Annotated in this window: 32 protein-coding genes; 13 read left to right on the forward strand and 19 right to left on the reverse strand. The window is 43.5% G+C overall.

Annotation, left to right across the window (positions count from 1 at the left end; genetic code table 11):
- Positions 1-3: 3 nt before the first annotated feature.
- Genes AC0J2F_RS12010 through AC0J2F_RS12025 form a run of 4 tightly spaced genes read right to left on the reverse strand, consistent with a single transcriptional unit; the run spans position 4 to position 2,922 of the window.
- Positions 4-1,815 (reverse strand): PspC domain-containing protein, encoded by a 1,812-nt coding sequence (locus AC0J2F_RS12010; protein WP_473007863.1) that lies wholly within the window; start codon positions 1,813-1,815, stop codon positions 4-6.
- Complete coding sequence (locus AC0J2F_RS12015; RefSeq protein ID WP_087522901.1) at positions 1,812-2,150, reverse strand: PadR family transcriptional regulator; 339 nt, start codon at positions 2,148-2,150, stop codon at positions 1,812-1,814. The genes AC0J2F_RS12010 and AC0J2F_RS12015 overlap by 4 nt, the downstream gene beginning before the upstream one ends.
- 21 nt (positions 2,151-2,171) lie before the next feature.
- Complete coding sequence (locus tag AC0J2F_RS12020; protein ID WP_157663393.1) at positions 2,172-2,342, reverse strand: hypothetical protein; 171 nt, start codon at positions 2,340-2,342, stop codon at positions 2,172-2,174.
- Positions 2,326-2,922: a DUF4870 domain-containing protein gene (locus AC0J2F_RS12025; protein ID WP_374960084.1), complete on the reverse strand. Its 597-nt coding sequence runs from the start codon at positions 2,920-2,922 to the stop codon at positions 2,326-2,328. The genes AC0J2F_RS12020 and AC0J2F_RS12025 overlap by 17 nt, the downstream gene beginning before the upstream one ends.
- A gap of 144 nt (positions 2,923-3,066) precedes the next feature.
- Here AC0J2F_RS12025 and AC0J2F_RS12030 point away from each other — a divergent pair, with 144 nt between their 5' ends.
- The 3 genes from AC0J2F_RS12030 to AC0J2F_RS12040 all read left to right on the forward strand — a co-directional run bounded on the left by AC0J2F_RS12030 (position 3,067) and on the right by AC0J2F_RS12040 (position 4,780).
- Positions 3,067-3,522 carry a DUF4442 domain-containing protein gene (locus tag AC0J2F_RS12030; RefSeq protein WP_374960083.1) on the forward strand — a complete coding sequence of 152 codons (456 nt, stop codon included), beginning with the start codon at positions 3,067-3,069 and terminating at the stop codon, positions 3,520-3,522.
- Between the two features lie 90 nt (positions 3,523-3,612).
- The gene (locus AC0J2F_RS12035) at positions 3,613-4,413 is read left to right on the forward strand and encodes a TIGR00266 family protein (protein ID WP_087522898.1); all 801 of its coding nucleotides are present in this window, start codon (positions 3,613-3,615) and stop codon (positions 4,411-4,413) included.
- Positions 4,414-4,582: 169 nt separating this feature from the next.
- Positions 4,583-4,780 (forward strand): hypothetical protein, encoded by a 198-nt coding sequence (locus AC0J2F_RS12040; protein WP_087522897.1) that lies wholly within the window; start codon positions 4,583-4,585, stop codon positions 4,778-4,780.
- 210 nt (positions 4,781-4,990) lie between these two features.
- On the opposite strand, the gene AC0J2F_RS12045 is transcribed toward AC0J2F_RS12040, so the two are convergent.
- From AC0J2F_RS12045 to AC0J2F_RS12080, 8 genes are all read right to left on the reverse strand, one after another.
- Positions 4,991-5,938, reverse strand: coding sequence for a LysR substrate-binding domain-containing protein (locus AC0J2F_RS12045; protein ID WP_374960082.1), 948 nt, complete (start codon positions 5,936-5,938; stop codon positions 4,991-4,993).
- A 133-nt stretch (positions 5,939-6,071) separates the two neighbouring features.
- Positions 6,072-6,506, reverse strand: coding sequence for a DUF2141 domain-containing protein (locus AC0J2F_RS12050; RefSeq protein ID WP_374960081.1), 435 nt, complete (start codon positions 6,504-6,506; stop codon positions 6,072-6,074).
- A 97-nt stretch (positions 6,507-6,603) separates the two neighbouring features.
- On the reverse strand, positions 6,604-7,938 hold the full coding sequence (locus AC0J2F_RS12055; protein ID WP_473007864.1) for a DUF58 domain-containing protein: 1,335 nt from the start codon (positions 7,936-7,938) through the stop codon (positions 6,604-6,606).
- Complete coding sequence (locus AC0J2F_RS12060; RefSeq protein ID WP_473007865.1) at positions 7,939-8,997, reverse strand: AAA family ATPase; 1,059 nt, start codon at positions 8,995-8,997, stop codon at positions 7,939-7,941.
- Between the two features lie 5 nt (positions 8,998-9,002).
- Positions 9,003-10,205 carry a DUF4350 domain-containing protein gene (locus tag AC0J2F_RS12065; RefSeq protein WP_473007866.1) on the reverse strand — a complete coding sequence of 401 codons (1,203 nt, stop codon included), beginning with the start codon at positions 10,203-10,205 and terminating at the stop codon, positions 9,003-9,005.
- Positions 10,198-10,923: a DUF4129 domain-containing protein gene (locus tag AC0J2F_RS12070; protein ID WP_473007867.1), complete on the reverse strand. Its 726-nt coding sequence runs from the start codon at positions 10,921-10,923 to the stop codon at positions 10,198-10,200. Before AC0J2F_RS12070 ends, AC0J2F_RS12065 begins: the two co-directional genes overlap by 8 nt.
- Positions 10,913-11,845, reverse strand: coding sequence for a hypothetical protein (locus AC0J2F_RS12075; RefSeq protein WP_473007868.1), 933 nt, complete (start codon positions 11,843-11,845; stop codon positions 10,913-10,915). The genes AC0J2F_RS12070 and AC0J2F_RS12075 overlap by 11 nt, the downstream gene beginning before the upstream one ends.
- On the reverse strand, positions 11,832-12,794 hold the full coding sequence (locus tag AC0J2F_RS12080) for a stage II sporulation protein M (protein ID WP_473007869.1): 963 nt from the start codon (positions 12,792-12,794) through the stop codon (positions 11,832-11,834). The genes AC0J2F_RS12075 and AC0J2F_RS12080 overlap by 14 nt, the downstream gene beginning before the upstream one ends.
- A 39-nt stretch (positions 12,795-12,833) precedes the next feature.
- On the opposite strand from AC0J2F_RS12080, the gene AC0J2F_RS12085 reads away from it, so the two are divergent.
- Entirely contained in the window at positions 12,834-13,556 is a 723-nt protein-coding gene (locus AC0J2F_RS12085) for an RDD family protein (protein WP_374959511.1), read from the forward strand.
- The gene (locus AC0J2F_RS12090) at positions 13,553-14,170 is read left to right on the forward strand and encodes a trimeric intracellular cation channel family protein (RefSeq protein ID WP_374959512.1); all 618 of its coding nucleotides are present in this window, start codon (positions 13,553-13,555) and stop codon (positions 14,168-14,170) included. Before AC0J2F_RS12085 ends, AC0J2F_RS12090 begins: the two co-directional genes overlap by 4 nt.
- Here the strand turns inward: AC0J2F_RS12090 and AC0J2F_RS12095 are convergent.
- A complete protein-coding gene (locus tag AC0J2F_RS12095; protein ID WP_473007870.1) occupies positions 14,167-14,883 on the reverse strand; it encodes a peptidylprolyl isomerase in 717 nt (238 codons plus the stop codon). The two genes, AC0J2F_RS12090 and AC0J2F_RS12095, sit on opposite strands and share 4 nt — an antisense overlap.
- 48 nt (positions 14,884-14,931) lie before the next feature.
- Between AC0J2F_RS12095 and AC0J2F_RS12100 the strand changes: the two genes are divergently transcribed.
- Together AC0J2F_RS12100 and AC0J2F_RS12105 are read left to right on the forward strand one after the other, a co-directional pair.
- Positions 14,932-15,525 carry an NUDIX hydrolase gene (locus AC0J2F_RS12100; RefSeq protein WP_374959514.1) on the forward strand — a complete coding sequence of 198 codons (594 nt, stop codon included), beginning with the start codon at positions 14,932-14,934 and terminating at the stop codon, positions 15,523-15,525.
- Between the two features lie 43 nt (positions 15,526-15,568).
- On the forward strand, positions 15,569-16,375 hold the full coding sequence (locus tag AC0J2F_RS12105; RefSeq protein WP_473007871.1) for a lysophospholipid acyltransferase family protein: 807 nt from the start codon (positions 15,569-15,571) through the stop codon (positions 16,373-16,375).
- Between the two features lie 4 nt (positions 16,376-16,379).
- Here the strand turns inward: AC0J2F_RS12105 and AC0J2F_RS12110 are convergent, their stop codons facing one another.
- The 6 genes from AC0J2F_RS12110 to AC0J2F_RS12135 all read right to left on the reverse strand — a co-directional run bounded on the left by AC0J2F_RS12110 (position 16,380) and on the right by AC0J2F_RS12135 (position 20,616).
- A complete protein-coding gene (locus tag AC0J2F_RS12110; protein ID WP_473007872.1) occupies positions 16,380-17,030 on the reverse strand; it encodes a hypothetical protein in 651 nt (216 codons plus the stop codon).
- A gap of 5 nt (positions 17,031-17,035) precedes the next feature.
- Positions 17,036-17,530: an RNA polymerase sigma factor gene (locus tag AC0J2F_RS12115; protein ID WP_473007873.1), complete on the reverse strand. Its 495-nt coding sequence runs from the start codon at positions 17,528-17,530 to the stop codon at positions 17,036-17,038.
- Between the two features lie 140 nt (positions 17,531-17,670).
- The gene (locus AC0J2F_RS12120; protein ID WP_087522883.1) at positions 17,671-18,036 is read right to left on the reverse strand and encodes a hypothetical protein; all 366 of its coding nucleotides are present in this window, start codon (positions 18,034-18,036) and stop codon (positions 17,671-17,673) included.
- Positions 18,037-18,064: 28 nt separating this feature from the next.
- Positions 18,065-19,174 carry an adenylate/guanylate cyclase domain-containing protein gene (locus AC0J2F_RS12125; RefSeq protein WP_473007874.1) on the reverse strand — a complete coding sequence of 370 codons (1,110 nt, stop codon included), beginning with the start codon at positions 19,172-19,174 and terminating at the stop codon, positions 18,065-18,067.
- 6 nt (positions 19,175-19,180) lie between these two features.
- The gene (locus AC0J2F_RS12130; protein WP_473007875.1) at positions 19,181-19,570 is read right to left on the reverse strand and encodes a DUF1801 domain-containing protein; all 390 of its coding nucleotides are present in this window, start codon (positions 19,568-19,570) and stop codon (positions 19,181-19,183) included.
- 23 nt (positions 19,571-19,593) lie between these two features.
- A complete protein-coding gene (locus AC0J2F_RS12135) occupies positions 19,594-20,616 on the reverse strand; it encodes a DUF1028 domain-containing protein (RefSeq protein ID WP_473007876.1) in 1,023 nt (340 codons plus the stop codon).
- 138 nt (positions 20,617-20,754) lie between these two features.
- On the opposite strand from AC0J2F_RS12135, the gene AC0J2F_RS12140 reads away from it, so the two are divergent.
- The 6 genes from AC0J2F_RS12140 (at position 20,755) to AC0J2F_RS12165 (ending at position 26,601) form a co-directional block, all read left to right on the forward strand.
- On the forward strand, positions 20,755-22,926 hold the full coding sequence (locus AC0J2F_RS12140) for a TonB-dependent receptor (protein ID WP_473007877.1): 2,172 nt from the start codon (positions 20,755-20,757) through the stop codon (positions 22,924-22,926).
- A gap of 103 nt (positions 22,927-23,029) precedes the next feature.
- Positions 23,030-23,662, forward strand: coding sequence for a hypothetical protein (locus AC0J2F_RS12145; RefSeq protein WP_473007878.1), 633 nt, complete (start codon positions 23,030-23,032; stop codon positions 23,660-23,662).
- A gap of 2 nt (positions 23,663-23,664) precedes the next feature.
- Entirely contained in the window at positions 23,665-24,999 is a 1,335-nt protein-coding gene (locus AC0J2F_RS12150; protein WP_473007879.1) for a 2TM domain-containing protein, read from the forward strand.
- Positions 25,000-25,090: 91 nt separating this feature from the next.
- Positions 25,091-25,471 carry a 2TM domain-containing protein gene (locus AC0J2F_RS12155; protein ID WP_473007880.1) on the forward strand — a complete coding sequence of 127 codons (381 nt, stop codon included), beginning with the start codon at positions 25,091-25,093 and terminating at the stop codon, positions 25,469-25,471.
- Positions 25,472-25,491: 20 nt separating this feature from the next.
- On the forward strand, positions 25,492-25,827 hold the full coding sequence (locus tag AC0J2F_RS12160; protein WP_473007881.1) for a 2TM domain-containing protein: 336 nt from the start codon (positions 25,492-25,494) through the stop codon (positions 25,825-25,827).
- 18 nt (positions 25,828-25,845) lie between these two features.
- On the forward strand, positions 25,846-26,601 hold the full coding sequence (locus tag AC0J2F_RS12165; protein WP_473007882.1) for a LytR/AlgR family response regulator transcription factor: 756 nt from the start codon (positions 25,846-25,848) through the stop codon (positions 26,599-26,601).
- Positions 26,602-26,655: the final 54 nt, after the last annotated feature.

Consider the following 26,655-nt stretch of genomic DNA (forward strand, 5'->3'; position numbering starts at 1 on the left):
TTGTTATTGATTTGATGAATTGTTAATGCTATCGTTTACCACTGCGGATTGCGTTGCAGTAGAATCCGTTGAGGTTGCTTGCTCACTCTCTGTAGCTTCTGTGGATTGCTCCACATCGTCTACCCAAGTATCGCTATTGCCCCAGTCGTCGTCGGTCCAATCGTCGCTGCTCCAGTCGTCATCATCCCAACCACTGGTGGTTCTGTCACCGTTGTAGTTAGATTCCCGACCATCTGGACAGTTCAGACATGTTGTCTTTCCTTTTTCTATGCGGAGGAAGTATTCTTCATCTCCACGAGTTAGAATATCGTCATAGTAGGAGCTGTTGGAGTGGAAACTGCGTGTATTCTTGTCTGCAAACAATACAGATCCTTCTGGCAGATACACAATCACTTCTACTTCTTGGTCGCGGTATTTATCGGCCACATCGACCAAGAAATAACCGTCCAGGTACAAGGTGTTCCCCTTGAGCTCATAGTTGTAATTGATACGCTCGGCATACTCCCTAGAACGTTGATAGTCTGTAGAATTTGCAGTTTTTTCTATACTAATTCTACCTTCTGGTTTACTGGTAGAACGCACTATTAAGCGCACATCATTACTGTAAATGACACGGTTTCCGTCTTCGTCTCTTTTGATCTCAAAGCCACCGCTTCTGTTGGCGCGGTATTCAAAATCTTCATTGGAGACTATTTTTAAGCGTAGGGTGTCGTTTACTGCTACGGCCAATGGGTTTACCGTTTTGACGCTTCCTTCGTTGCTTATCTCGGTCACCTCGCGAATGGCAAAGATCCCCATCATTATCACAGCTGCTATCCAAGCCACTCCTAGGGTGATCTTAGCTGGAGTCCCTATTGATTTGATATTCGGAATAAGGATCTTCAATCCCAAAAGGAACAACACAAAGAATGGGATCCCAACGGCCAATAGAACCGAGATTGAGATCAACCAGATCGGTGCACCAGAGGTGTTCACCACGCCGATGTAATCGGTCAGGTCGCTGCCCCAAAAGCTCACAGATCCCAAAGAGAACATGCTCACAATAAGGCTTACCAAGGTAGAGATCGCTGTGATTAGTAAAATGATCCCGATGAACTTGAAAATGATCTTAAAAAAGACGCTGAAAACACTTCCTAAGCCGTCAAAAAAGCTAGAAGCTCCAGATTTGGCACGTTTTGCCGCACCATCGAAATCGACATCTTTTACCTTATCGGCGACGCGTTCGTACTCGTCCTTAATCTTTTTTTCAATGTTCTCTATTGTCACCGCTTCGCCCTGCATGGTCAATTTATCTGCAGTGCTTTCGGCAGCTGGAACCAAGATCCAGAATAAGATATATACGACTAAGAAGAATCCGCTAGAGAAAACGGTTAGCAAGATCCAAAGCAGACGTACCCAAATGGTATCGATCCCCAAATAGTGACCCAATCCGGCAGCCACACCAGAAATGAATTTATTGTCTACATCTCTAAAGAGCTGCTTATAGCTGGTACGCTGCTGATACTGGCGTTGGCGCTGTTGTTTTGGTGGAGCATCGTCAAAGATCTCTTCGTCTACCATATAATCTTCTGGCTGGCCCATAACGGTAATAACCTCGTCTAGTTCTTTTATAGAGATCACCTGAGAGACAGAATCTCTTTTCTCTGCGAATAGTTCGGCAATTCGGGCTTCTATATCGCGGATGATCTCATCCTGTCCCTGAGGATCGGTAAAGGATTTTTTGATGGCATCCAGATAGCGATTCAGCTTGGCAAAGGCATCCTCGTCAATGTGGAAAAAGGTTCCGCCCAAATTTATATTGATTGTCTTTTTCATTTTGTTGATTTTACGCTAATTACTGTATTCACTGCGTCTTGCAGCTCGTCCCAGGTGTTGTTGAGTTCCTTGAGGAACAGCTTACCGGTTTCGGTTAGTTCATAATATTTACGAGGTGGCCCACTGGTGGACTCTTCCCAGCGATAGGAAAGCAATCCGGCATTTTTAAGCCGTGTTAACAAAGGGTAAATCGTCCCTTCTACGACCAGCATCTTTGCCTCTTTCAATGCGTCCAGGATATCTGAAGTGTAAGCCTCGCCGTCTCTAAGTATGGACAGGATGCAAAACTCCAGTACGCCTTTTCTCATTTGTGCTTTTGTGTTCTCAATTTTCATGTTCTTTTCGTTTAATGAGAATTAACAATTCTCGGTTCCGAAGCGGATGGTAGTTGCTACACAATCGATCTGCACCGATTGCTCAACAACCGCTTCGATGGTCTTTGCATTGTCGACTGCAGGAAATGCAGGTGCAGCGGGCCCCATTAGGTTTAATACTGCGGCCATGACCATATTAACTAGACTGCTCATTTTCTGATGATTTTTGTTCGTTTGATGATGATTGTTCTGTAAAGTCGACTTCTTGATCGGTTTCTGCGGTAGCTTCTGCAGCCCCAGCAGTTGCCGGTGTCATAGTGTCGTTTTCTGTTCTGATGAATCGAATGGATAGGGGATAGCGATACAGTTCTCCATTGTTTGCTTTCATAGCAGCCGTGATCACCGCGTAGATCTCAAAAATAAAGATGCAGAACGCGAGCAGTACCGCTAAGAAGATCACAGTCAAGTATCCGCCCAATTCATTGGCGTTGACCGAGCGACTTCTGTAATAGGCATCGTCCAATTGCTCTAAGATGCTTATAAAGTCTCCAGCGTGAAAGAACACGAACGGAAGACATACTGCGGCGATGATTACGCCATAGAGTAATAGACTTAGCTGAAAGTTGATAGCCTCCCGTCCGTGGTGATCAATAAAAGCTTTTTCTCTGTTTGTGGTCCATAATACTAAAGGACCAATAAAGTTTCCGAATGGGAAAAAGTACTTTAAAAAGGTCGCTAGGTGGATTGCCATTCCCAACGATTTGTCATTTTTTGATAAGCCAGTATTGTCCATTGCTTGTTATTTTCTTATGCAAATATATGTTTAAAAAACAGTACTTTGTTACGCATAGTACCTAATATTAACATTTTTTTAACAAAATTAACTGGAGATTGAATTGTGCCGAGAATGCTTATCTTAGCGCTTTAATCCCTTGCTATGCCGCTAACTCCAGGAAAGATCAACACTTTTATCGCCTTGAAATTACCCTCCGCATTTTTGACAGGAGTCCGGCTTAAGAGTATTTCCCAAGAGAGCTGTACAACGACTGTAAAACACAGGTGGATCAATCAAAATCCATTCAATTCTATGTTTTGGGCCGTTCAAGGAATGGCTGCGGAGCTAGCTACAGGAGCCTTAGTCATGGATGAGATCAAGGTCCATGGAAAACCGGTTTCTATGTTAGTGGCTAACAACAAAGCCAACTTCAGTAAAAAGGCAAAGGGGAGAATCACCTTTACCTGTAACGATGGCCTTGCGATTCGTCAAGCAATCCAAAAAGCAATAGCAAGCGGAGAAGGGCAAACCTGTTGGATGCATGCAGAAGGTACCAACCGCGATGGTGTCGTAGTCTCTTCTTTCGATTTTGAGTGGACGGTAAAGCTGCGATCCTAACGAGTACCCTCAGCCTTAACATCTAAATAATATATATAGGTGTAACAATCTTGTGCTACTTACACTAATTGAATAAACCAAACATTCAATATGACAGCACACGAAATTGATTATCATATCTACGGAGAGGAAATGCAATATGTCGAGATAGAACTCGACCCAAACGAATCCGTAATTGCAGAGGCAGGCAGCCTAATGATGATGGAAACCGAGATTGAGATGCAAACCATCTTTGGCGACGGTTCTAAACAAGACAAGAGTTTTATGGGAAAGCTTTGGGGAGCAGGTAAACGCTTGCTTACTGGAGAGAGCCTATTTATGACAGCCTACCTGAACAATGCCTATGACAAACGCAAAGTGAGCTTTGCTTCGCCTTACCCAGGTAAGATCATTGCTATAGACCTGGCCAAGCAAGGCGGTAAGTTCATCTGTCAAAAAGACGCCTTTCTCTGTGCGGCCAAAGGTGTATCCGTCGGCATTGAATTCTCTAAGAAGCTAGGCCGTGGCCTCTTTGGTGGAGAAGGCTTTATCATGCAAAAGCTAGAAGGAGACGGATTGGCCTTTGTACATGCAGGGGGAACTACAGCAGTAAAAGAGCTGCGTCCTGGGGAGAAACTCAAAGTAGATACAGGTTGTATTATTGGTTTTGACCAAACTGTAGACTATGACATTGAGTTTGTTGGCGGTATCAAGAATACCATCTTTGGAGGAGAAGGCATGTTCTTTGCTAGTTTAACAGGGCCGGGCACGGTATATATTCAATCTTTGCCCTTTAGCCGTTTGGCTGGTCGTGTTTGGGCAGCAGCTCCTAGAGGAGGTGGTAAGGATAAAGGAGAAGGCAGTATACTCGGTGGTTTAGGCGATCTCTTAGACGGAGACCGCAGCTTCTAAGGGCGAGGCAAACTGTTATTTTAGTCTTAAAAAATGGCAATATTGGTGTTAAAACTGACTTTAAAGTGAATTTCTATATTGAATTTTTTATTATCTTGAGGTCAAGATTAAACAAAACGCCTATTGCAACATCATTACGCTTTTTACCCTAACTTAATTAAATTAAACTATGGCAAGAGCGATGTTTGATTACACCAAAGCGGTGCTGGCTAAGGTCAGCTTTGATCCGCAGTTGTTCTGCAAAGAGTTAAAAAAAGCAATGAATAGATTGCTTCCCCATGAAATTGAGGAACTCCGAATTTGGGTAAATTCACTGATCAAGCAGAACCCTGAATTAAATCAATGTCTTATTTATTTAAACCCATAAAAAAAAGCCTCTGCTAAAGAGGCTTTTTTAATGCTTCATAACCTGCGGTAAAGTTCTATTACGGACTTAAACAGCTGCTTCAACAATTTTAAACTACTTTTCAATTTTTGCGTAGCGCTGCTACGCGTAAAATTTCCAAAGTAGTTGTTTCCTTGCTTTTTAAGCCCTCATCACGAACTTCACTTGCAGCCTGTGAAGCTATGAGTTTATTTATTTCTTGTTGTTAGGTAGCGGACTGATGATCTGCACGTCCTGATAAGCAATTGCCCCACGTACAACACCAGAGATCACATCGAACATGGCGTCTATGATCTGTATTTTAAGCTCACTCTTTGGATAGATCAAACTCACCTCTCGGGCGGGAGCAGGATCGTTAAAGTGATGTAGGTTGGCCTTTTGCTTTTCGCCCAGATCTAAGGTGTGTAGATAGGGCAATAAGGTCATGCCCATCCCTTCTTCTGAGAGTTTTACGAGGGTTTCAAAACTTCCACTCTCTATTTGAAAACGGTCGTCTAAGTTCGTTTTAGCCGATTTACATAGGTTAATAACACCATCTCTAAAGCAGTGACCATCTTCTAAAAGCAAGATATCATCTATGTTCAAATCGCCAATGGTAATGCGGCTCGTGCTGGCCAAGCGGTGTTGCTGCGGAATATAGCCAACAAAAGGCTCGTAATAGAGTACCCGTTCCTTGATATTCTCTTGCAAAAGCGGAGTGGCAGCGATTCCCGCATCTAGGTGGCCTTCGTCTAATTTCTGGATCAGATCGTCTGTGTTGAGCTCTTCGATCTTGAGGTGTACCTTGGGAAATTTGTTGGTGAAATTTCTGAGAAACATTGGCAATAGGGTAGGCATCACCGTGGGAATGATCCCCAATTTGAATTCTCCGCCTATAAATCCTTTTTGTTGATCCACTATGTCTTGGATCCTGTCGGCCTCATTGACAATATTTTTGGCCTGCTGCACAATTTTCTTGCCGATCTCTGTGAGCGCTATCGGTTTTTTTGTGCGGTCAAAGATCAACACATCTAATTGATCTTCAAGTTTTTGTATTTGCATACTCAAAGTAGGCTGCGTTACAAAGGTCTTTTCTGCGGCCTTTGTAAAATTCTGATGTTCCGCTACTGCGAGTACGTATTTAAGCTGTGTAATGGTCATGCTGCTGCTTTGCTGCAAAGATACGATAATAGTTAAAACTTATTGCAAGCTACCATCTGTTAGAGATTGCTTATAAAAAAAAAGAGATTCCCATTTTCAAGGAATCTCTTTTTTACAAACTAAGAGAAGCGATTTACATGCGGATCTCTAATTCCAGGTTTTGCGTGCCTACTTCGAATTTAGCATCGCTCCAGCTAGGAGGTCCCATAGCCATATTGTTGTTAGATACTCCATAGTCTTCTAGCGGCATGCCGTTGGCCTGAAAGTTCATCTGATCGTCGTTGTTACGGTCGTGGAAGCACATTACGGCATAAGTGCCCGGAGCCACACCGCTAAAGGTCACGGTTGCTTTTCCGTCTACAATTTGACTGATCTGTCCTTGTAGTGGCGCTTTCATAAAGGTAGCTTCGTTGTGAAGACCAAAGATCACTTTGCCCTCTGTACTTTGCATGGGCACGGTTACGGTGATACTTATTCCGGTTGCTGCGGATTCTTGTTGCGCAAAGGCCGATTGGATCGCTCCTAAGAGCATTAAGGTTAGTGTAAAGATGATGTTTCTGACTGACATGGCGTGTGTTTTTATTGTTATACAGCACAAAGATGCAGCAGGACTATCGGCCTACATAAAACAAAAGACCGAACTGTAAAAAAAGCAGGGTGAACTGTTAGAGCAGTCCTCTCGCCTTGATTTCTAGATACTTATTAATGGTATTTATGGTGAGATTCTCGGGTGCGGTAAGTATGGCTTGAATCCCGTATTTCTTAAGCTCGTTGGCAATGAGCTTTTTCTCATAAATGAATTTTTCCGCTATGGTCTTTTGAAAGATAGCCCGAGTGGTTTCTGCCGACTCCTTGGCCATGGCAGCCAATTCTGTATTCTCAAAGAAGATCACCACCAAGAGATGCGTTTTAGCAATGGCCTGCAAATAGGGCAGCTGTCTGTGCAAGGCATCCAAGGTCTCAAAATTGGTGTAGAGTAGGAGCAGACTTCTTGATTTGATCCGGCGTTTGATATCCACGTACAAACGTGAAAAATCACTTTCTGCAAAGTCTGTGTTGATATTGTAAAGCGTTTCTAAGATCAAATTCATCTGCGAACGCCTTTGCTTGGCCACGATCTGATTTTCCACCTTGCGCGAAAAGGTGAACATGCCGGCTTTGTCTTGTTTCTTTAAAACAATATTCGAGATCACCAGGGTGGCATTAATGGCATAATCCAATAGGCTGAGCTGGTTAAAAGGCATCTTCATTACGCGTCCGGTATCGATCACCGAGTAAACAGGCTGTGATTTTTCGTCCTGATACTGGTTCACCATCAGGTCGTTCTTCTTGGCAGTGGCCTTCCAATTTATATTGCGCACATCGTCTCCGCTTACGTAATCTTTGATCTGTTCGAATTCTAGGGTGTGTCCAATTCTGCGGATCTTCTTGAGGCCAAACATTTTCAACTTATTGGTAAATGCCACGAACTCGTACTTTTTCAGTTGTAAGAAAGACGGGTAATTGGGCACCATGGCATTGTGGTCGTATTGTTGCCTGCGCCAAACCAAACCTAAAATGGTTGCACTGAACACATTCAAATTACCAAAATGATATTCGCCACGTTGGGTAGGGCGTACTTGATAAGTAATGGCCTTTGCTGCTGCGGATGCGATCTGGGTGTGGATCTCAAAATCGCGGATTTGCCATTGTTTGGGCAGTTCGTCAATAATTCTAGCACCCACCGGGAATCGATAACTGTTGCGCAATTGCAGCTTTACATCGTTCTCATCGCCATTGGAGAGTTTCTCTGGTAAAGACCTCGAAGCTTCTATTCCTGTTTTGTTGCGATACAATAAAAGCATATCCAGTAGTGTCAAAACCACTAGTACAGTGAGCAGCAGTCGGGCAACTCCAAAGAGATCTTCGTAAAAATACGAGATCACAAAGAGCAACACTATGCCGATCAGCGCAGCAAAGAAGCGGTTTCTCAGATATAGACTTTTAAAGAAGCTGCGCACTTATCGAGGTATTTCTTGGGTTTCTATGATCTGTGCAATTACACGGTCTGCCGTAAAGCCTTCCATTTCGCGCTCTGGAGTTACTATTACTCTATGGCGCAGTACTGGTACGGTAACTGTTTTAATATCGTCTGGGGTTACAAAGTCGCGTCCTTCTATAGCGGCTTTTGCCTTGGCGCTATTCATAATGGCTATGGAGGCTCGTGGAGAGGCTCCCAAATACAAATTCGCATTGGTACGGGTTTGATTTACCAAACCGGCGATGTATTTGATCAGGTTATCCTCTATTAAGATCTTTTTTACTGTTTGCTGATATCCAATGATCTTTTCGGCCGTCAGTACGGGTTTGATATCCTCAAAAGGGTCGTGATCTTCTTGCTTATGTTCGTTTTGTAGAATCAGTATTTCTTCTTCTAGCTGCGGATAATCGACATTGATCTTAAAGAGAAAACGGTCCAGTTGTGCCTCAGGCAAGGCATAGGTACCTTCTTGTTCAATGGGATTCTGCGTGGCGAAGACCAAGAAAGGACGGTTCATGTTATTTTGAACTCCATCTATGGTGATCTGTCTTTCTGCCATAACTTCAAAGAGTGCAGCCTGTGTTTTGGCAGGAGCTCGGTTTATCTCATCGATCAAAACTATATTGGAGAAGATGGGTCCGGCTTTGAATTCGAATTCTTGATCCTTTACATTGAAAATTGAAGTTCCCAATATATCACTTGGCATAAGGTCTGGTGTGAACTGTATACGGTTAAAATCCACATTTAACGATTTGGCCAGTAGTTTCGCTGTAACTGTTTTGGCAACTCCCGGTACGCCTTCAATAAGCGAGTGTCCATTGGCCAGTAAAGAGATGACCAGCAGTTCTACCATTTGCTCTTGCCCAACAATGATCTTCCCGATCTCTGCTTTTATCTGTGTTACGGCCTCACTTAAGGCGCTTAGGTCTATACGCGCGTTAAAGCCCATATCGTTAGTGGGTTCGCTTGCCGCTTCTGCTTGCTGCGGGATTTGCTGCTCTTGTGACTGCTCGTCTTGCGGCTTGTTCTGCTCTTCCATAATGCTTATTTATAAAAATTCTCTAATGCTTTATTGAGTCGAATAAGATCGGACTCTGTATGTAAACTTTTTCCTTTTAGGCTATTGATTAGCCCAATTAGTTTTTGAGTGTCTTCTTTGCTATTTCCACTTTTACTGGCCAGTCGATCTGTAAAAGCCTGGTCTAGCTCCTCAGTATTTAAAAAATAATCCGAACGCACTCTTTCTAAAAAGTAGGTGATGCGCTTGGCTATGATATTACTGTAATTCTTGTATTGAAAATGCAGATTGCCTATGGTAGCAGTAAAATCCTTACTGTCGTTGCGCAGGGGTTCCACCAAGGGAATCATTCTTTGTTCTCGTTTGGCTCTAACTAATACGAACATTAACAACCCGAGCAAGGCTAAATAATATGCCCATTTCAGTCCCGGCTGATTCAACACATAACGCAGCGGACTACCAATAAATACGCGTCCGGCCTTGAGGTGTTCATCCCAATAGACCTTTTCCGGATCAAGATAGGAGAGCACCGCTTCCGCGTAGGTCTGGTGCTCATCTAACATATAATAGTTGCTAAAGGCCTGTGGTAGGGTATGTAAATAAAAAGCGCCCTTGCCCACAGGAACTCTAATGAAATTCAGTAGGCCTTCTTCGCGTTCTTCGGTGACCAATTTCTTGTTCACCACATCCATATAACCCAAAACTGTGGTGTTGAGGGTGTCTATCTCGGTGAATTGAACTGGGATCACCGTCTTTTGGAAAATCGGTCGCTGCTTTAGTTTGAGATTGTCGTTGTATAACTGCGGACGGATCTCGGCTTCTCTAAAGGTATACTCGCTAGAAAGCGCTATTTTGAGTGTGTCCTCCAGCGGCTCTCCAAAATAAGTGGCAGACAGAAAGACCGTGTTTCCTGCTTCTGCGAATTGCAGCAAACGATCCACTTGGTTATCATCTAGATTCAAACGCGAGTTGACAAAGAAATAGAGTTCCCCAGAGCCGAATTCTGTGCGTTGCAAGAATTCAAAGGGATCTTCTGTAACCCGTTTAAGCTCAGTATTGAAGAAACTAGGCAGTTCTTCGAAAGTGACATGAGCCCCAAGCGGGGACTTGGCCGTTGTTGTATAATTAGGGGACCAATCCAGCGGTTTTGGCCGCATGATCTCTACGACCATTAGTACAACCAGGGCAATACCAAAGGCCGCCAGTATGCGTTTAGAGCGTTTATCCATGGCGTGCAATGATTTTTTGGAGTTGTTCAAAACGCTGCTGCGCCTGATCAAAACGCTGTTGATCTATGGGAAATTCACCATACCACACATAGTCGTAAAGCCTGCTCACTGCGCGAAATTCCGTTTTTATTTCTACGGATTCCAATTCATTGAGGTAGTCGTTATTAGTCTTTTCAAAATGCCAGTCGATGAGCCTTTTTCCAGAAAGGTCCTTGAGGCTTTTTAAAAATAGATAACGCACGGCTAAACGAAAATCTCCTTGTTGTAAGGCCTCGTTTATCAGGGCCTGTAAGTCAATTTGAGTCAGGTCTTCTTCTTGGGTGCGCATGGGCGCTAAAGCCGTATTATTGCCTCCAAAGAAAGCTGTGGCCTGTTGCCCTAAAAGCAAGCGCACCATCAAATATAAACCTACAGCAATAAGCAATACGTAAAGTATTGTTTCTACCACCTTATAGGTTTCTGGACTCAATTCCACTCCAAAGAGCTCTGCTAACCATTCTAAGAATCCACCAATTACTCGACCGATGAGATTCTCACCGGTTCCGCCACCTTCTTCATAATTAAAACTGCTACCGCTGTATTTATCTTGTAACTCGCCGTCAAAGCTGCGGGCTTCCATTGGCTCGTTATCATAAGTAATAGGCGTAGCTTGCTGTTGCCCAAAAGAAAGCAAAGGCAAAACGAGTAAGAGTAAGAATATGAGCTGTTTATTCCCCAACGCCAATCTGTTCAATTTTGGTGCGTAAAAATGTATTGGTCTTGGTTTCTTGCAGGGAGAGGTACAGGCCGGCGTTCATGAATTGACTTATTGCCTGTGCATAGATAGAAACCAAGGTTGCTATAGATAAGAACAGCGTCCAAATAATAGTCACGATGCTGTCTGTCATTTGTGCGCTTTGTTCGTTCACGGCATGATAGAATACCACTCCGGCTATGATCATGGGAATGCTCAAGATAGCTATCCGCAGAAAACCTATGATAAGCCCCATGACAAAGTTTACCCCAACACATTTCCAAAAGCTGGACATGACCAAGTTCCAGCCAACGCCCAAAGCGTCTGCAGGCCCTAGATCTTCGTGTATCATTGCCATACACGATACACCCGCCCATGCCACGAGCATGAACAAGATCGCATATCCAACAAAAAAACCGAGTACCGGAATAAAATTCACAATGACAAAAAGGATAAACCATCCGATAAACAGCAGCACCAATAAGATCATAAAAACGGCCAGACTACCGGAGCGTTTTTTAAGCAATCGCCACACTTCTTTGCCGTCTATTGGTGTCTCGGTATTATCGCGCATAAAATACACCGACATATAGGCCGAACTAAGGCCGTAGTTCACGGCTCCGACCAATAAGAGCATCAGCAAATAAAGAATTACCCCAAAACCGGCCATGGCCGCATAGCTGTCTGTATTCCTACCTTCTGTATAGATTCCTAGTCCACTAATCACTCCAAAATAACCAGAGACCATTAAATAACTCACTCCAATAAAGACAAGCATGAACCAACCGTTATAACGCAAGAAAATATTGCTGAAATCTTTCCAGTTGACTTTTACGAAATCAAAGAAATACGAAATGAGCTGGCCAAAATCAAGCTTCTGTCTAAACTCTACTTTATCTTGCTGCATGGGATCTGTGGAGTTGGATCGGGTAAATGATATAATAAAAGATGATCAAGGCAAAAGAACCACCAATGATCACCAGAGCTAGCCAAACTGGCATATTGTTGTATCGCGTAATAAAGCCTTCTATAAATCCCGCTATAATAAAGAACGGAAAGGTGCTGACCACTATTTTGAGTCCGTCCTTGGCGGCTCGGGTAAAAGACAATCTTCTAGAAAAGGTCTTGGGGAATAAGATCCCGTTACCCATTACCATCCCGGCGCAGCCCGCTACCACAATTACAGAAAGCTCAATGGCTCCGTGTAACATGATGTTCTTAGAGGCTTGCCAAAAAACCTCATTGTTGGCAAACATGGTAAAAAAGGCGCCCACCATGACTCCGTTAGTGAACAAGATATAGGCACTGCCCACAGAAGTAATGACCCCAAAGGCAAATGCCAAGATAGACACCCGAATATTATTGACGGTTATAGCCAAAAAGGTTCCCCAGTTACTTCCACTGCCGTAAATGGCCGTTGGGTTGCCGCTCTCGATGTTGTTCAAGGTTTCGTTCACATAACGATCGCCCAAAATAAGGCGTACAAAAGTGTCGTCGTATAAACTGCTTATCGCTCCAATAAATATGGCCACTGCAAAGACGAGAAAGGCATAGAGCAGCGTACGTTGATGCTGATAGAAAAAGAGCGGGAACTCCTCTTTCCAAAAACTAATGACTCTGTTCTTGTCTTCTTTTTTGTTCTTGTATATCTGCTGATGCGCTTGGGCAGTTAAGGAATTGAGGTACTGTAGGGTTTTAGACTCCGGATAGTAGGTCTGGGCGTAGGCCAAATCGTTGGTCAAATGAATGTAATGATCTGCCAGCGTATCTGGATTGATCTGCGACTTAAGTGCGATTGCCTTTTCAAAAGCGATCCATTTTTCTTTATTTTGCTTAACAAAAGCCGCCTCGCGCATTCAGTAATTTTTTTCTTAAAGATAAGCACTTGCAAGCAAATGGCAAACTTACAAATTAGCACTACCCAGAACGTAAATTTAGGTTATACCGTGGCCAGTGCAGGCGAGCGCATTCTGGCCGTGCTTATTGATTTTGTGATCTTTTTTCTGTACTTCTACATCTTGAGTCAAGTGAGTCAACTCTTTGACCGTATGTTCGCAGATGATTGGTCTATTTTTGGCTTGCAGTCCCTCTTGCTATTACCGGTAATGTTCTACTCATTGTATATGCATATTCTCTTTAACGGCCGTACGGTGGGGAAGATGTGTTTGCAGATCCGCGTGGTGAAAATAGACGGGTCTCCGGTGCATTGGTCTAATTATATGGTTCGATGGATGATGCGCTTAGTTGATCTTTGGGTCTTTCCTGCCATTGGAATATTGACCATGATCTTTAGTGATAAGCATCAGCGCATTGGTGATTCGGCTGCTGGTACAGTGGTTATAAGCACTAAAAAGCGGTACAATATTAGCAGTACTATTTTAGAAGAGATTGAACAAGAATACACCCCGCAATTCACTACGGTAACCCAGCTTACAGATAAAGACGCTCGTCTTATTAAAGAGACCTTTCGCATTGCGGTGCGCTCTAACGACTACAAGACCTTGAATTTGTTGCGCGTTAAAGTGGAAACTATAATCGGTAGTAATTCAGACCTCTACGACCGCCAGTATATAGATACGGTACTTAAGGATTACAACTACTATACCCAGCGTTTATGAGTTTGCTCTTGTGGGTGGATCTTTTAGGAACCGTTGCCTTTGCCATATCCGGAGTCTTGACGGCCATGAAAAAAGGTTTGGATCCTTTCGGGATCTTTATTATTGCCTTTGTGACCTCTGTAGGTGGTGGCACAGTGCGCGATCTGCTTATGGACGCCCCAGTATTTTGGATGTATGATCTGATGTATATCTACACCATAGCCGGAGCCGCTGTTTTTGCAATTATTTTCCGATCGCGTTTGAGCTATTTGCGACGTTCCTTATTCTTGTTTGACACCATTGGAATTGCCTTGTACACTTTGGTTGGTATTCAAAAGGGTATCGCTGCGGATTTTCACCCGATCATTTGTATCATACTGGGTACCTTGAGTGCTAGCTTTGGTGGTGTGATCCGAGATATCTTGTGCAATGAGATCCCAATAATCTTTAGAAAGGAGATCTACGCTACGGCATGTATTGCCGGAGGTGTGGTGTTCTTTGCTTCAGAATACGGCAACTTCCCAGCCTGGTTGCAATTTAGCCTAGCGGCCGGAGTGATAATTACAGTAAGATTAATTGCTGTGGTCTTTAAGTTGACCCTGCCCAGTTTCTATCCGCAGGGAAAACAACACTAATCCAAAAGTTCAATACTTATATAAACATTGTTGAGCGGCCATTCGCCTTCGTCTGCAGGGAGGTTGGCAATAGTATCTACCACGTCCATTCCCTTGGTGACCTGCCCAAAAATGGTGTATTTATTGTTCAAATGTCCGGTACTTTTTTCCGGTCCTAAAAAGATAAAGAATTCATAGGCTGCGGATTTATTATCCGGATTCTCTCTATACCATTTAGCCCCAGAAATGGTGCCTCGTTTGTGTTTTCGCCCGTTCTCCAGCTCGGCAGAAAGTCTGTATTTACCAATTTTAGCCCGTTTGCGATTGGTGTCGGCATTGTCACTGTTGCCGGCTTGAATGATAAAATTAGGCACTACTCTGTGAAAGTAAGTGTTGTTAAAATATCCTTCTTTGACGAGGTAGACAAAGTTTGCGCGGTGCACAGGTGTGTCTTTAAAGAGTTCGATTTCTATTTCACCGTATTTGGTAGTGATCTTTGCTCGAGTCTCCGGGTTTTCCTTTCCATAAGCTCTTAAGATACTGTCTGCCGTCGCTTCGGTTAGCAGGGGAAGTGCCTGAGTTCGCAGGTCTTTCGTTTCGATTTTCTCAGGCTTTTTCGCCGTGGTGTCTACCTTTTTACTTACTGCGGATGGGGTATTAGCCTCGGATTGTTTTTTAGTATCTTCACAAGCCGTAAGGGTCAAAAGCGCAAAAAAGAGCAACAGGAATCGCATGCTATGGATTTTTCTCAATTCGCCTCAAAAATATCAAAAGTTCAGCAGATGCCACTCCCCGGAGAGGCCGCGCAATTAAAAATGGCACCATTAGAGCGTCTGCAAGAATTAAAACGCAAGGCTATAGAGGCCCAATCTGCGCGTAGGGCAGGAGTAATGGTTCTTTTTTATCCAGACGCTCAGGTGCAGACCCGCTTTGCGCTCATCCTCAGAAAAACATATAAAGGTGTGCATTCTGCCCAGATCGGGTTCCCTGGAGGTAGTTATGAAAAGCAAGACGAGAATCTAATGCAAACGGCTTTGCGAGAGACCGAAGAGGAGATCGGCGTGCCTACGCATCAGATCAAGGTGCTTAAAGAGTTGACTCATGTTTATATTCCGCCGAGTAATTTTTATGTGCATCCGTATATGGGACTGGCTGAATCGACTCCAGAATTTAGCTTACAAGAATCTGAGGTGGATGCCTTAGTTGAGGTGGACTTGCCGCAGTTCCTTTCGGACGACAGATTGACAACACGCATATTATCAACTTCTTATGCGCATAAAATCAAAGTTCCTGCCTTTGAGCTCAACGGACATATTGTCTGGGGAGCCACCGCCATGATGCTCAATGAGGTGAGAGAGCTGTTAAAGCAGCTGTAGTTAGGAGCGCATTTTTGTATCTTTGCCGGGCAAATAATAGTACATGGGGCTTTTTAAGCGAAATCCATTCGGACATATTCTATTCATTAAACGTTGGTTGATCCGTATTCTCGGAGCTATGACACACCGCCGTTTCAAAGGTTTTAACGAATTACAGATAGAAGGCTCAGAGATCATCAAAGAGCTACCCGATACTAACGTGCTCTTTGTATCGAATCACCAGACTTATTTTGCAGACGTGGTAGCCATGTTCCATGTTTTCAACGCAAGCCTTAGTGGGCGTGTAGACAGTATCAAGAACATCGGTTATCTCTGGCAGCCCAAATTGAATCTTTATTTTGTCGCAGCAAAAGAGACCATGAGTGCTGGCCTTTTACCTAAGATTTTGGCCTATACTGGTTCGGTGAGCATCGAGCGGACCTGGCGCGAAAAGGGGAAAGAGATCAACAGGCAAGTAAAACTCAGCGATGTAAACAATATTTCCGTTGCCCTGCAAGACGGTTGGGTGATCACCTTTCCGCAGGGAACTACCAAACCTTGGAAGCCTATTCGCCGTGGAACAGCCCATATCATTAAGCAGAATAAACCTTTGGTTGTACCTATAGTTATAGACGGTTTTAGACGGTCTTTTGACCGCAAGGGCTTGCGTATCAAAAAGCGTAATATCCTGCAATCTATGGTGATCAAAGAGCCTTTAGAGATCGATTACGAAAACGAATCTGTAGACGAGATCGTAGAGAAGTTGCAATACGCTATAGAGCAACATCCATCTTTCTTAAAGGTGATTCCTCAAGAAGAACTCGCGCAGGCAGAAGAGTTGAACAAGAAGCGTCGCTACCGTCAGGATTAATCCTCTAGACTTCCATTTTCTTTAATTCCACATAATTGCGCTTGAGTCGGCGCAGCATCAGGCCATAGACCAGATAGTAGATCAAGGCAATAAAGGCAATAAATAGAATACCCACCACAATCTGTGAAACAAAGAACACACTGGTAAAGGTGGCCAAATCTAACTCGGCGAAACCATCGGTAAAGGTAGATTTCATGAGTTCGTAAAGCAGTTCTTTGTTAAAATAGTAATAGATGTTTACGGCAAATAGGGTCAGTATAGAAGTACCGATATTGTAGTAGACAAAATAGCGAACCGTGCGGCGGGTCTTTAGTATCTTCCACATAAGTTCTTTAATGGTATCGGTGCTGTTTATCGCTTGGTAGTTGCGGTAGAACAAATAAATGAAGCCGGCAAAAATGGTGTAATGTATAACATTGACCAAGGTAAAGACTCGGTTTAGGCCCATCCCTTGATTTATCGTTTTACTCGATTCTGGCATTATAAAATTAAGACCTATCCAAATAGCGATCTCTATCACACTGGCGATCAAGATCCATTTCGTAACAGAAGAAGACTTCTTCAAGATCATCGGATAGATCTCATCAAAACTAAGCTTAGGAAGCTCTTGCTCCCGGGCTTGCCACTGCTGTTTTAAAAGTTCGAGTTGATCCATAATTTCTACGGATTTAAGATTTTACGCAACTTTTCCTTTATTCTGTTCATTTTTACTCTTGCATTAACTTCTGAAATACCCATGGTCTCAGAGATTTCACGATACGACTTGTCTTCCAGATACAAGAACACCAAGGCCTTGTCAATATCGTTCAAGTCTTTTACGGCGGTATACATCAGCTTTAACTGTTGTTCAACAGTGTCATCATACTTCTCCGACGCGATCTTAAAACTAACTCCTTCGAACTCCTGAGTCGCTACACCCTTCTTATTCTTACGGTATAAGGTAATTGCTGTATTCAGAGCTACACGATACATCCAAGTACTGAATTTTGCATCGCCACGAAACTTAGGATACGCCTTCCATAATTGTATAGTGATCTCCTGAAATAGGTCGTTATGCGCATCCTGATTACGGGTGTACAGACGACATATTTTATGAACCACGTTTTGATGCTCCTCGAGCTGTTTTACAAAACTATGTTCCAGGCTTTGATCCAAAGGTTGATTGTTAGTGTTAGAAGTTTGTTATTTCCTTAAATCTCTTAAGAAATCAAAAGTAAAACAACTTCATAAGTTTGTTAGCATTGGCTATAGTTTGTTACAGCATTCAACAAGAAAATAGCGTTATTAATGTATAACTAGTTCTGAATCTGAACCTTAAGAGGGCCTCCCGGGTTGAGCCAACTTCCGCCTAGTTCGTCAATATTTACATCTAACTCATCCGAAGTATCAATGCTTTTGATATTGATATTCACCTCTTCTGAGGTATCAACACCGCGCAGATTCACATAGAGTTCATCATAGGTGTTAACATCTTTTATGCTAACTTCTACCAGGCCGTCTTCATTGAGCGGTACCAAACCGAATTGGTTGTGAGGCTTTAATTCATTGAGGTCGTTGTTTGCATAGGCGGAGGGGACCAACTCCAGTTTCATGGCGGTATTCACGGTTAGGCAAACGGCAATGACCGTAAGAATTACTTTGGTGTATGTATCTGATTTCATAATAAATGGTTTTGCTGATTTTAATCAATTACTGTTCCGTAAAAGTGACGAGCTCCAGATCTTCTGATTTTCCCTTTAAGGGATGAGCCCCTAGTGGTTTACTGCGGATGCCATTTGGTAGCTGCATTAAGAGTTCGGTAAAATCCTTACTGGCAAGTATGTCAACCTCAAAGACGTTGCACTGGCTTTGTATTCGAGCGGCAGTGTTCAGCACGTCGCCAGAAAAGGCGATCTCGCGCTTGATCTGTCCTAATTCGCCACTGACCACATTGCCGCAATGATAACCCACTTTAAATTCGGGGACCAAGCCGTAGCGCTCTTTGTAGCGACTTGCTTTGTTGTTTATGAGTTCTTGCATCAAGTAAAAGCAGCGCAGGGCATTTGCGTTCTTAAGTCCGCGTTTCATCTTCCAACTTAGCACCACTTCGTCTCCCACATACTGATATACCTCTCCGTAGGTGTGCACTACCGCAGGAGCTATGTCTCTAAAAAAATCCTTGAGCAGGTTGAAATATTGGCGCTCGCCCAGTTGTTCGGCTATTCCAGTAGCATTGCGAATGTCTACGAACATAAAGATCCGACGTTCTTGTTTTGGCCTAAAGTACTTGCCCAAGAGATAATCTTTAAAGACTCCAGGCCCGAATCTGTCGTTGACCATTAAAACCACAAGGGTAGTTAAAACAATAAAGAGCCAGATGAGATAATTCTTAATGAACATCCAACTGGAAAAGAAGAAAAAGGTCTCTTCCATGACATCTTCGTCAAAATAGGGCAGATCCATATTTTGGCCCTGCAAGTAAATTGTGCCTGCTGCACTTACCAAAAATGCAGTTATGGTGTAGATCACTAAAATTATCAGAAAGGCCTGTAAGAACGAGAACTTGCGCAAGGCTCTTTCCATTAAATGTATGGTGAGTAAGCCGCCAATGATCCCTGCAGAGCAGGAAATGATCAAGACCGCAATAAAGTTTGAAAGAAAGTCGTATTCTGAAGTGAGAACTTTGTTGCTAGCCAGTATGCTGTATTCGTAAAAGAACATAACGATACTAATAAGCACCCAAGCCACAAGCACCCAAAATGCGCGTTTCAGGTAGGCAAAAAATTGCCTTCTGGAAGATCTAAAGGTTTTACCGCTCATAGCAGTTTAGCAGTTCTTGTACTTATCGTGAAGTCCTTTGCCTTGCTTCTGATTGGCTATGGCTTCTAAGGCGTAAGTGCGAACCAAGTCAAGGTCAACTTCGTCCAATGAATTCCAATTGAGTTGCCGCATTCCACGGGTTTTGCCTTCTTGCGCATTGCGAAGCACACCTTTAGAATCGCTCAAGAAAGAGCCATTAAAGAACCAAAGCCCAAAGTGATTCTTAAAGGCGCCAATTTCCATAACATTCTTGCCGTTTACCGTGTAGGTCGGGATTCCCCATTTGACAGTTTCTACAGCTTCGGTCTGTTTTAGCACAGCTCTTAGTTCACTTAAGGCCTCTTTCCAATTGCTGTGTTTTTCTATATAGGCATTGATCTTAGCAGCATCACTCATATTCTAATTGTTTAGTTAGTCGCTTAGGAGCGGATAAAGCTGATGGTCTGTCTGTAACCATCGGCCATGAGCTGTACAAAATATACACCTTTAGGCAGATCTGCAACGGAGAAATTCACTTTTCCTTGACCTAATTCCTGTGGCGTGATATTCAAGCGCTTTCCACTAATATCAAATAGGGTATAAGTATCTATCTGCACATTCGGGTTGTGGGCAATGGTGACGAATTCAGAGGCCGGATTCGGATAAGCGCGCAATTGCATGTCCAAACCATTGTCTTGCACAGCAAGGAATTCGTCATAAAGGGTTTGCAAGGAATCAATGGGCTCTTCTCCAAAAGGCATTTCTTCTATGTTTAGACGCAAATAAGGATTTCCAGGAGTATCATCCGGACGGTAAACTTGCAAAAAAGCGGAGGTTGAGGAGGTCCCACGATCCAAACAACGCGCATCTGCTCCCGCAAAATTCGCGCCTTGCATAGCGGCCATTAGCTTGTCTGCTAAAGTACCTGTGGTGCTTATAAAGTTGGCTTCCATGTTTTCCAATACAGTAGCGTTGAGTAAGATGTTTCCTTGAACGCTATAGGTAGCTCCTTGAATGTCGTCTTTGTAGTCATCTGTACTAGAACCGGTATAGCCAGCGGTACGAGGAACTCCAGTATCTGGATTAAAATCGGCAATTCCGTATTGGCGATAGGTCGGATCGTCAAATGGGCCGCCACTTCCACAAGGAAAGCTGTCATTGGTAAACAACCAAGAGATGATCTCCGCCGGAGAAGCTCCGGCTTCCATTTGAGCAATTCCGTTTTGCAGATTCACATTGGGAATACAAACATAGGCCTGAGAATTTATGCCACCACGCCCTGGAATGATCGCACTGATAATGTCGATAAGTCCGCCCAGGTCGCCCACGCCATCTACACAAGAGGCGCCTGCAGCACCTACTTCGCCAGTGGCTGGGTCTACCGCAACTATAGAGAATGTGTCTTGCGCTTTGACTCCTGAGTAAGCAAAGCACAGCAGTAAAGCAAGAGTAATTTTTCGCATTTCTTTTTTTGAATTGGTTACCCTTAAAGATACCACTTTTTCAGTTGAGGGTCTGTTTTTTACAGTTCGGTAGAAATAATTAGAAACCCCCATCAGTTGCGCCCACCTTTGTTTCATCAATCAGAAAAAAACAAGCAGATGCAAAAAGTCGTAACCACACTTGTACTTACACTTAGTCTAATATTATTTGGCTTTATAGCCAACAGTTTTGCACAGCAACAGATAAGCGGAGTGGTCAAAGATCCATCCGGGAACGCAGTGGCGGGAGCCAATGTTTATTTGGTTGGCACTTATGACGGAGCCTCTACAGCCGATGACGGCAGTTTTAGCTTTGAATCCGAAGAGACCGGACAGCAAACACTTTCGGTATCATATATTGGTTTTGAGACCTTGGAATTGACAGTAGAAATAAAGTCCATGCAAAAGCTGGAACTCAAGCTTCGCGAAGATCTCAACGCCTTGGAAACTGTAGTACTCTCTGCGGGAACCTTTGAAGCAGGAGATAACTCTAAGGTCTCGGTATTAAAACCGCTAGATGTGGTTACCACGGCCAGTGCCTTAGGAGATTTTGTAGGGGCGCTTCAAACCTTACCCGGAACCACAACGGTATCAGAAGACGGGAGACTCTTTGTGCGCGGAGGCGATGCCGGAGAGACACAGATCTTTATCGATGGGATCCGCGTTTTTACACCCTATACACCCACAACCAACAATATACCTACTCGCGGGCGCTATTCGCCATTCCTCTTTGACGGGATCACCTTTTCTACCGGAGGGTATTCTGCGGAGTTTGGTCAGGGCCTTTCCAGTGTGCTCTTGCTCAATACCATAGACGAGCCGCTGCAAAACAAGACCGACATTGCCCTTATGACCGTTGGAGGCTCTTTGGGACACACCAAGCTCTGGGAAAAGAGTTCTGTGAGTGTAAATGCCTCATACATTAATTTAGCACCTTATTTAGTGCTCTATCCGGACAGAAACGATTGGGAAAAGCCCTTTGAGACCTTCGCGGGCGAAGCAGTTTACAGACACAAGATAGGACAGGGGCTATTAAAGGTCTATACTGCATTTGACAACTCCAACTTTAGCCTGACCCAAGAAGACATCAATTTAGAAGAAGGACTCTTCTTTAGTTTAAAGAACCGCAATTGGTATACCAACAGTTCCTATTACCAACGCTTAGAGAACGGCTGGAAGCTCGATCTTGGAGCTAGTTTAACTTTGGCCGGAACCGATCTTACAGTTATAGACAACGACATTGACAACACAGAGTACTCGGTGCATACCAAGCTTAAATTAAGGAAGCGATTTAACAGCAGGTTTAAATTGGCCTTTGGAGCAGAACAATTCTGGACCGATTTTGACGAGACCTTTAACAACCAAGATTTCTCTGCCACCTATGGATTTAACAACAACATCAGCGCTGCTTTTGCAGAGAGCGATATTATCTTTTCTAAAAAGTTTGCCGTTAAACTGGGTTTGCGCGGTGAATACACCCAAGCAAATGACAGATTCAGTCTGGCGCCGCGTATCTCCTCGGCCTATAAAATGGGAGACCACAGCCAACTTTCTGTAGCCTACGGAAATTTCTACCAGCAAGTAGGGAGCGACTTTTTAAAGTTTGCGCCTGGTTTGGATCCGCAGATGACCCAGCACTATATCTTGAACTATCAGTTCAGCCACGAAGGAAAGATATTCCGAGCTGAATTGTACCGCAAAGATTACAAAGACCTAGTCACTTTTGATACTCAAATGGCGGGCTTTGAGAGTCAGTTCGCAAACGCTGGAGATGGTTATGCCCAAGGCTTCGACCTGTTTTGGCGCGACAATACTTCGGTGAAGAATTTGGATTATTGGGTGAGTTACTCCTATTTGGATACCGAGCGACAGTATCAGAATTTTCCAACAGCCGCGACTCCGAACTTTGCCAATACCCACAACCTTTCTGTGGTGGCTAAACTCTGGGTAGATAAACTTAAGAGTCAACTGGGATGGAGTTATCAATACGGTAGTGGTAGGCCGTTTACCGACCTGAATAGACCGGGGTTTTTACAGGAGCAGACCAAAGATTTTCACAGCCTGAGCTTTAACTGGGCCTATTTGATAGATCAGCAGAAGATCTTGTATTTCTCTGTCAATAACCTGCTTGGCTTTCGCAATGTCAATGGTTATCAGTACGCCAATACGGCTAATGCAAACGGGCAGTTTGATCGCAGGGCCTTGCGTCCGGCAGCCGATCAGTTCTTCTTTGTGGGCTTCTTTTGGACCATTTCTGACAAGGGTACCGACAATCAATTGGACAACCTTTAAGGTAGCCATAACACTTCAGCAGTAAAAAATGACAATTGGGTCATTCAAATTGTGAAACCCTATAACATCAACAGACATTTACGACAAATAAATCACAACAGTCATGCAAACAATCGTATTTACACTCGCCTTAATGATCTCCGTAGTCTTTACTGGGACAGGGCAAACACAGTACCAAAAAGGAATGGAAAAAGCGTTGACTACTTGGCAAAGTGGCAAGCCTTTGGAGGCCTCGAATATTTTTGAGCGCATTGCTACAGCAGAGGCAGATCAATGGTTGCCGGCTTATTATATAGCCCTTATCAATACAATAGAGAGCTATCAACAGCCGGAATTGGAAAAACGTAAGGCTATGCTCAATAAGGCTCAGGAGTATTTGAATCTGGCCAAAGGAATTAGCCCGAACAATCCGGAGCTCTTAGTCGTAGAAGCGCAGTGGTATACCTCTTGGGTTGCCTTTGACGGTGAAAAGTACGGCATGCAATACGCACCCAAGGTCGCAGCGATCTATCAACAAGCAGAGCAATTGGCTCCAGAGAACCCTAGAGTGGCCTTTGGGAAGCTCGAATGGGATATGGGGACAGCGCGCTTTTTTGGGCAAGATCCAACGGAATTCTGTGAAGCTTTGCAAAAAGCCATACTTTTATATGACAACTTTGAGGCTACAGAAGAGTTCTATCCGCAGCACGGAAAGGACTATGGCCTAGAGGTAATAGAAAGAACTTGTAAACAATAATTATGAACCGATTCTTTAAAGAAGCCGCACGCGGTTTTGGTTTTGGGATTGTCATCTTCATCGTGTTGATGATCATTAGCTATCTCTTAGGATGGCGGATGGAATCCTTTGGCGAATTGCTCACAGAGTTTACGATCAATCAGATCTACTCTGTCACGCTGTTCGTGCTCAATGGCTATATCATTAGTTATTACCTTCAAAAACACCGCAAGAACTTCTTTAAAGCCAAGAATCTAACCCAGTCGATCTTATCGAGCTTGGGAGCCACCATTGGAGCGATTGTTATTATTCGTCTTTTTATTCACAGCATCTTAGAAGGCAAGCCGATTAGAGAATTCCTGGCCTCCGAGAAACCGGAGTACTATATGGTAGCCCTTTTGATCACCGTAGTGATGCTGACCATTTATTACACCTTCTATTATTATAAGTCGACACGTGATAGTCAGGTAAAGGAACAAAAGAAGATAGCCGGTTCTGCGGCAGCCAGCTTCGATGCGCTTAAGAATCAGTTAGACCCGCATTTTCTGTTCAACAGTTTGAATGTGTTGACCAGTCTTATAGAAGAGAACCCTCGGGCGGCAACCAAGTTCACCACTTCGCTCTCTAAGGTGTATCGCTACGTTTTGGAGCAGAAGAACAAAGATCTGGTGACCTTGCAAGAAGAGCTCGAATTTGCGCAGCTGTATATGTCGCTACTCAAAATGCGCTTTGAGGATAGCATAGAATACAACACTCCGCAGCAACTAGAGAACCCAGAGGCCAAGGTAGTGCCGCTGAGTTTGCAACTGCTTCTTGAGAATGCAGTAAAGCACAATATGGTAACGCCTAGCAAGCGCCTTATCATTACTATATATGAGCAAGACGGTGCCTTGGTTGTGAAGAACAACATCCAACCCAAACAAGTGGTCAAAAAGAGCAGTGGTGTAGGTTTACAGAATATTAGACAACGCTATCAATTGCTCACTGACAGACCGGTTTTGATCTCTGAATTGAACAATGAATTTGTAGTGGCCTTGCCGCTACTCACCAAACAAAAAGCTACTACGATGAACCTACAAGAAGAATTTATAAATGAAAAGCGCTATCTGCGGGCGCAGGAACGCGTAGAGAAGATCAAAGGATTCTATGTGCACTTTTCGATCTATCTGATCTTTGTGCCCATCTTTATATACTTGAATTTAAAATCTACGGATTTCCCCTGGGCTTTATTTCCTATCGGCGGATGGGGACTGGGAGTCATAGGTCATGCTATGGAGGTTTTCAATTACAACCCGCTCTTAGGCAAGAATTGGGAGGAACGCAAGATCCGTCAGTTTATGGATAAAGACGATTTCTAATACAATTCATCCTTAAAAATCGACCGTTGGGTCCTAAGGAATTGTAAAGGCCTTATCCCTTAAATATCTTTGAGTATCAATAATAGAAAACATGAGTAATAGTCCTAAAAATCCGAACAAATACATCCGTGCTAAAGAGCGTGTGGAAGAACTTAAAAAATTCTACACCAGTTTGATGTGGTACATTATTATGATCCCATTTTTGGCTTGGATCAACTATGCGACCAACGGTTGGAGGTACGCTTGGTTCTTGTGGGCTGCATTCGGATGGGGAATAGGCTTGGCCTTTCAGGCAGTTAAAGCATTTAGACTGAGCCCAATGTTCAATAAGGATTGGGAAGAGCGTAAGATCAGAGAGTTTATGCGCGAAGAAGAATTCCACGAAAATGGCGGCGCTCAAGATGAATCTTGGGACGACAAGATCAAATGGGATACCGATAACAATTACAGTTCCAACCAGCGTTGGGAGTAAACAGCAACAACCAGACAATCATGGCAAATAAAAAATCATACGAGAATTCAAAATACGGCAGAGCCAAGAAAAAGGTAGACGATATCAAAGGCTTCTATAATCACTTCATAGTTTATTTGATTATAAATACAGCGATTATACTGCTGCGAGTGGTTGTTTTTAACGAAGGTCGTATTGGTGTTGAAATTCCGCATTGGACCATATTTACTACACCTTTGTTCTGGGGAATAGGGCTGTTCTTCCACGGTGTTTGGGTATTTAGCGATAAGTTGGGCTTTATCCGCAATTGGGAAGAGCGCAAGATCCGCGAATTCATGCAAGAAGAGGAAGAGGAAGAAAAGAATCTCCGATATTAATCCAGCCAAAAAATTGCTATGCAAGTAATCATCATTGAAGACGAAAAACCATCTGCTCGCAGATTGATGCGGATGTTAGAATCACATCAGGTAGAAGTGCTCACCATGCTGCATTCTGTTGAAGAATCCATTGCCTGGTTCGAGACCAATAAACATCCAGATCTTATCTTTCTAGATATCCAACTCAGTGACGGGCTCTCCTTTGAGATCTTCGATAAGATCGAGATAAAAAGTGCGATCATCTTCACCACGGCTTATGACGAATACGCCCTGCAGGCCTTTAAGTTGAACAGCATAGATTATTTGCTTAAACCCATAGACGAAGACGAGCTTAAGGCAGCCATTGCCCAATTCAAGAGTCAGCAGAAGCAGAGTAGTAATGTGCAACTCAATTTTGAGGACATCAAGAAGCTTTTGACCAATCCAGTAGAACGCGAGTACAAGAAGCGGTTTACCGTGAAAATTGGACAACACCTGAGAATGATCCCTGTAGATGAGATCGAGTGCTTCTACAGCGAGAATAAGGGCACTTATGCGCACACCTTCGAAGGTCGAAACTACTTGCTCGACACCACTTTGGAACAATTGGAATCTGAGTTGGAGCCAGGGGTGTTCTTTCGGATCAATCGGAAGTTTTTCATCAATATAAATGCGATTAAGGACATCATATCCTATACGAATTCCAGGTTGCAGATCAAGCTTAACAGTTATAAAGAGCAAGAGGTAATTGTAGCGAGGGAGCGGGTCAAGGACTTTAAACTTTGGTTGGAATAAACCGCTAATTCCCTGATAGCGAAACTTTAAACAAAATTATTCCCAAATGTTAAA

It is taken from the genome of Gilvibacter sp. CC01 (assembly GCF_055755295.1).

Excerpts from the sequence above, each read along its gene's own strand:
- AC0J2F_RS12010 (WP_473007863.1), bottom strand. The coding sequence starts at position 1,815 with ATGAAAAAGACAATCAATATAAATTTGGGCGGAACCTTTTTCCACATT.
- AC0J2F_RS12015 (WP_087522901.1), bottom strand. The coding sequence starts at position 2,150 with ATGAAAATTGAGAACACAAAAGCACAAATGAGAAAAGGCGTACTGGAG.
- AC0J2F_RS12020 (WP_157663393.1), bottom strand. The coding sequence starts at position 2,342 with ATGAGCAGTCTAGTTAATATGGTCATGGCCGCAGTATTAAACCTAATG.
- AC0J2F_RS12025 (WP_374960084.1), bottom strand. The coding sequence starts at position 2,922 with ATGGACAATACTGGCTTATCAAAAAATGACAAATCGTTGGGAATGGCA.
- AC0J2F_RS12030 (WP_374960083.1), top strand. The coding sequence starts at position 3,067 with ATGCCGCTAACTCCAGGAAAGATCAACACTTTTATCGCCTTGAAATTA.
- AC0J2F_RS12035 (WP_087522898.1), top strand. The coding sequence starts at position 3,613 with ATGACAGCACACGAAATTGATTATCATATCTACGGAGAGGAAATGCAA.
- AC0J2F_RS12040 (WP_087522897.1), top strand. The coding sequence starts at position 4,583 with ATGGCAAGAGCGATGTTTGATTACACCAAAGCGGTGCTGGCTAAGGTC.
- AC0J2F_RS12045 (WP_374960082.1), bottom strand. The coding sequence starts at position 5,938 with ATGACCATTACACAGCTTAAATACGTACTCGCAGTAGCGGAACATCAG.
- AC0J2F_RS12050 (WP_374960081.1), bottom strand. The coding sequence starts at position 6,506 with ATGTCAGTCAGAAACATCATCTTTACACTAACCTTAATGCTCTTAGGA.
- AC0J2F_RS12060 (WP_473007865.1), bottom strand. The coding sequence starts at position 8,997 with ATGGAAGAGCAGAACAAGCCGCAAGACGAGCAGTCACAAGAGCAGCAA.
- AC0J2F_RS12065 (WP_473007866.1), bottom strand. The coding sequence starts at position 10,205 with ATGGATAAACGCTCTAAACGCATACTGGCGGCCTTTGGTATTGCCCTG.
- AC0J2F_RS12075 (WP_473007868.1), bottom strand. The coding sequence starts at position 11,845 with ATGCAGCAAGATAAAGTAGAGTTTAGACAGAAGCTTGATTTTGGCCAG.
- AC0J2F_RS12080 (WP_473007869.1), bottom strand. The coding sequence starts at position 12,794 with ATGCGCGAGGCGGCTTTTGTTAAGCAAAATAAAGAAAAATGGATCGCT.
- AC0J2F_RS12085 (WP_374959511.1), top strand. The coding sequence starts at position 12,834 with ATGGCAAACTTACAAATTAGCACTACCCAGAACGTAAATTTAGGTTAT.
- AC0J2F_RS12090 (WP_374959512.1), top strand. The coding sequence starts at position 13,553 with ATGAGTTTGCTCTTGTGGGTGGATCTTTTAGGAACCGTTGCCTTTGCC.
- AC0J2F_RS12095 (WP_473007870.1), bottom strand. The coding sequence starts at position 14,883 with ATGCGATTCCTGTTGCTCTTTTTTGCGCTTTTGACCCTTACGGCTTGT.
- AC0J2F_RS12100 (WP_374959514.1), top strand. The coding sequence starts at position 14,932 with ATGCCACTCCCCGGAGAGGCCGCGCAATTAAAAATGGCACCATTAGAG.
- AC0J2F_RS12105 (WP_473007871.1), top strand. The coding sequence starts at position 15,569 with ATGGGGCTTTTTAAGCGAAATCCATTCGGACATATTCTATTCATTAAA.
- AC0J2F_RS12110 (WP_473007872.1), bottom strand. The coding sequence starts at position 17,030 with ATGGATCAACTCGAACTTTTAAAACAGCAGTGGCAAGCCCGGGAGCAA.
- AC0J2F_RS12120 (WP_087522883.1), bottom strand. The coding sequence starts at position 18,036 with ATGAAATCAGATACATACACCAAAGTAATTCTTACGGTCATTGCCGTT.
- AC0J2F_RS12125 (WP_473007874.1), bottom strand. The coding sequence starts at position 19,174 with ATGAGCGGTAAAACCTTTAGATCTTCCAGAAGGCAATTTTTTGCCTAC.
- AC0J2F_RS12130 (WP_473007875.1), bottom strand. The coding sequence starts at position 19,570 with ATGAGTGATGCTGCTAAGATCAATGCCTATATAGAAAAACACAGCAAT.
- AC0J2F_RS12135 (WP_473007876.1), bottom strand. The coding sequence starts at position 20,616 with ATGCGAAAAATTACTCTTGCTTTACTGCTGTGCTTTGCTTACTCAGGA.
- AC0J2F_RS12140 (WP_473007877.1), top strand. The coding sequence starts at position 20,755 with ATGCAAAAAGTCGTAACCACACTTGTACTTACACTTAGTCTAATATTA.
- AC0J2F_RS12145 (WP_473007878.1), top strand. The coding sequence starts at position 23,030 with ATGCAAACAATCGTATTTACACTCGCCTTAATGATCTCCGTAGTCTTT.
- AC0J2F_RS12150 (WP_473007879.1), top strand. The coding sequence starts at position 23,665 with ATGAACCGATTCTTTAAAGAAGCCGCACGCGGTTTTGGTTTTGGGATT.
- AC0J2F_RS12155 (WP_473007880.1), top strand. The coding sequence starts at position 25,091 with ATGAGTAATAGTCCTAAAAATCCGAACAAATACATCCGTGCTAAAGAG.
- AC0J2F_RS12160 (WP_473007881.1), top strand. The coding sequence starts at position 25,492 with ATGGCAAATAAAAAATCATACGAGAATTCAAAATACGGCAGAGCCAAG.
- AC0J2F_RS12165 (WP_473007882.1), top strand. The coding sequence starts at position 25,846 with ATGCAAGTAATCATCATTGAAGACGAAAAACCATCTGCTCGCAGATTG.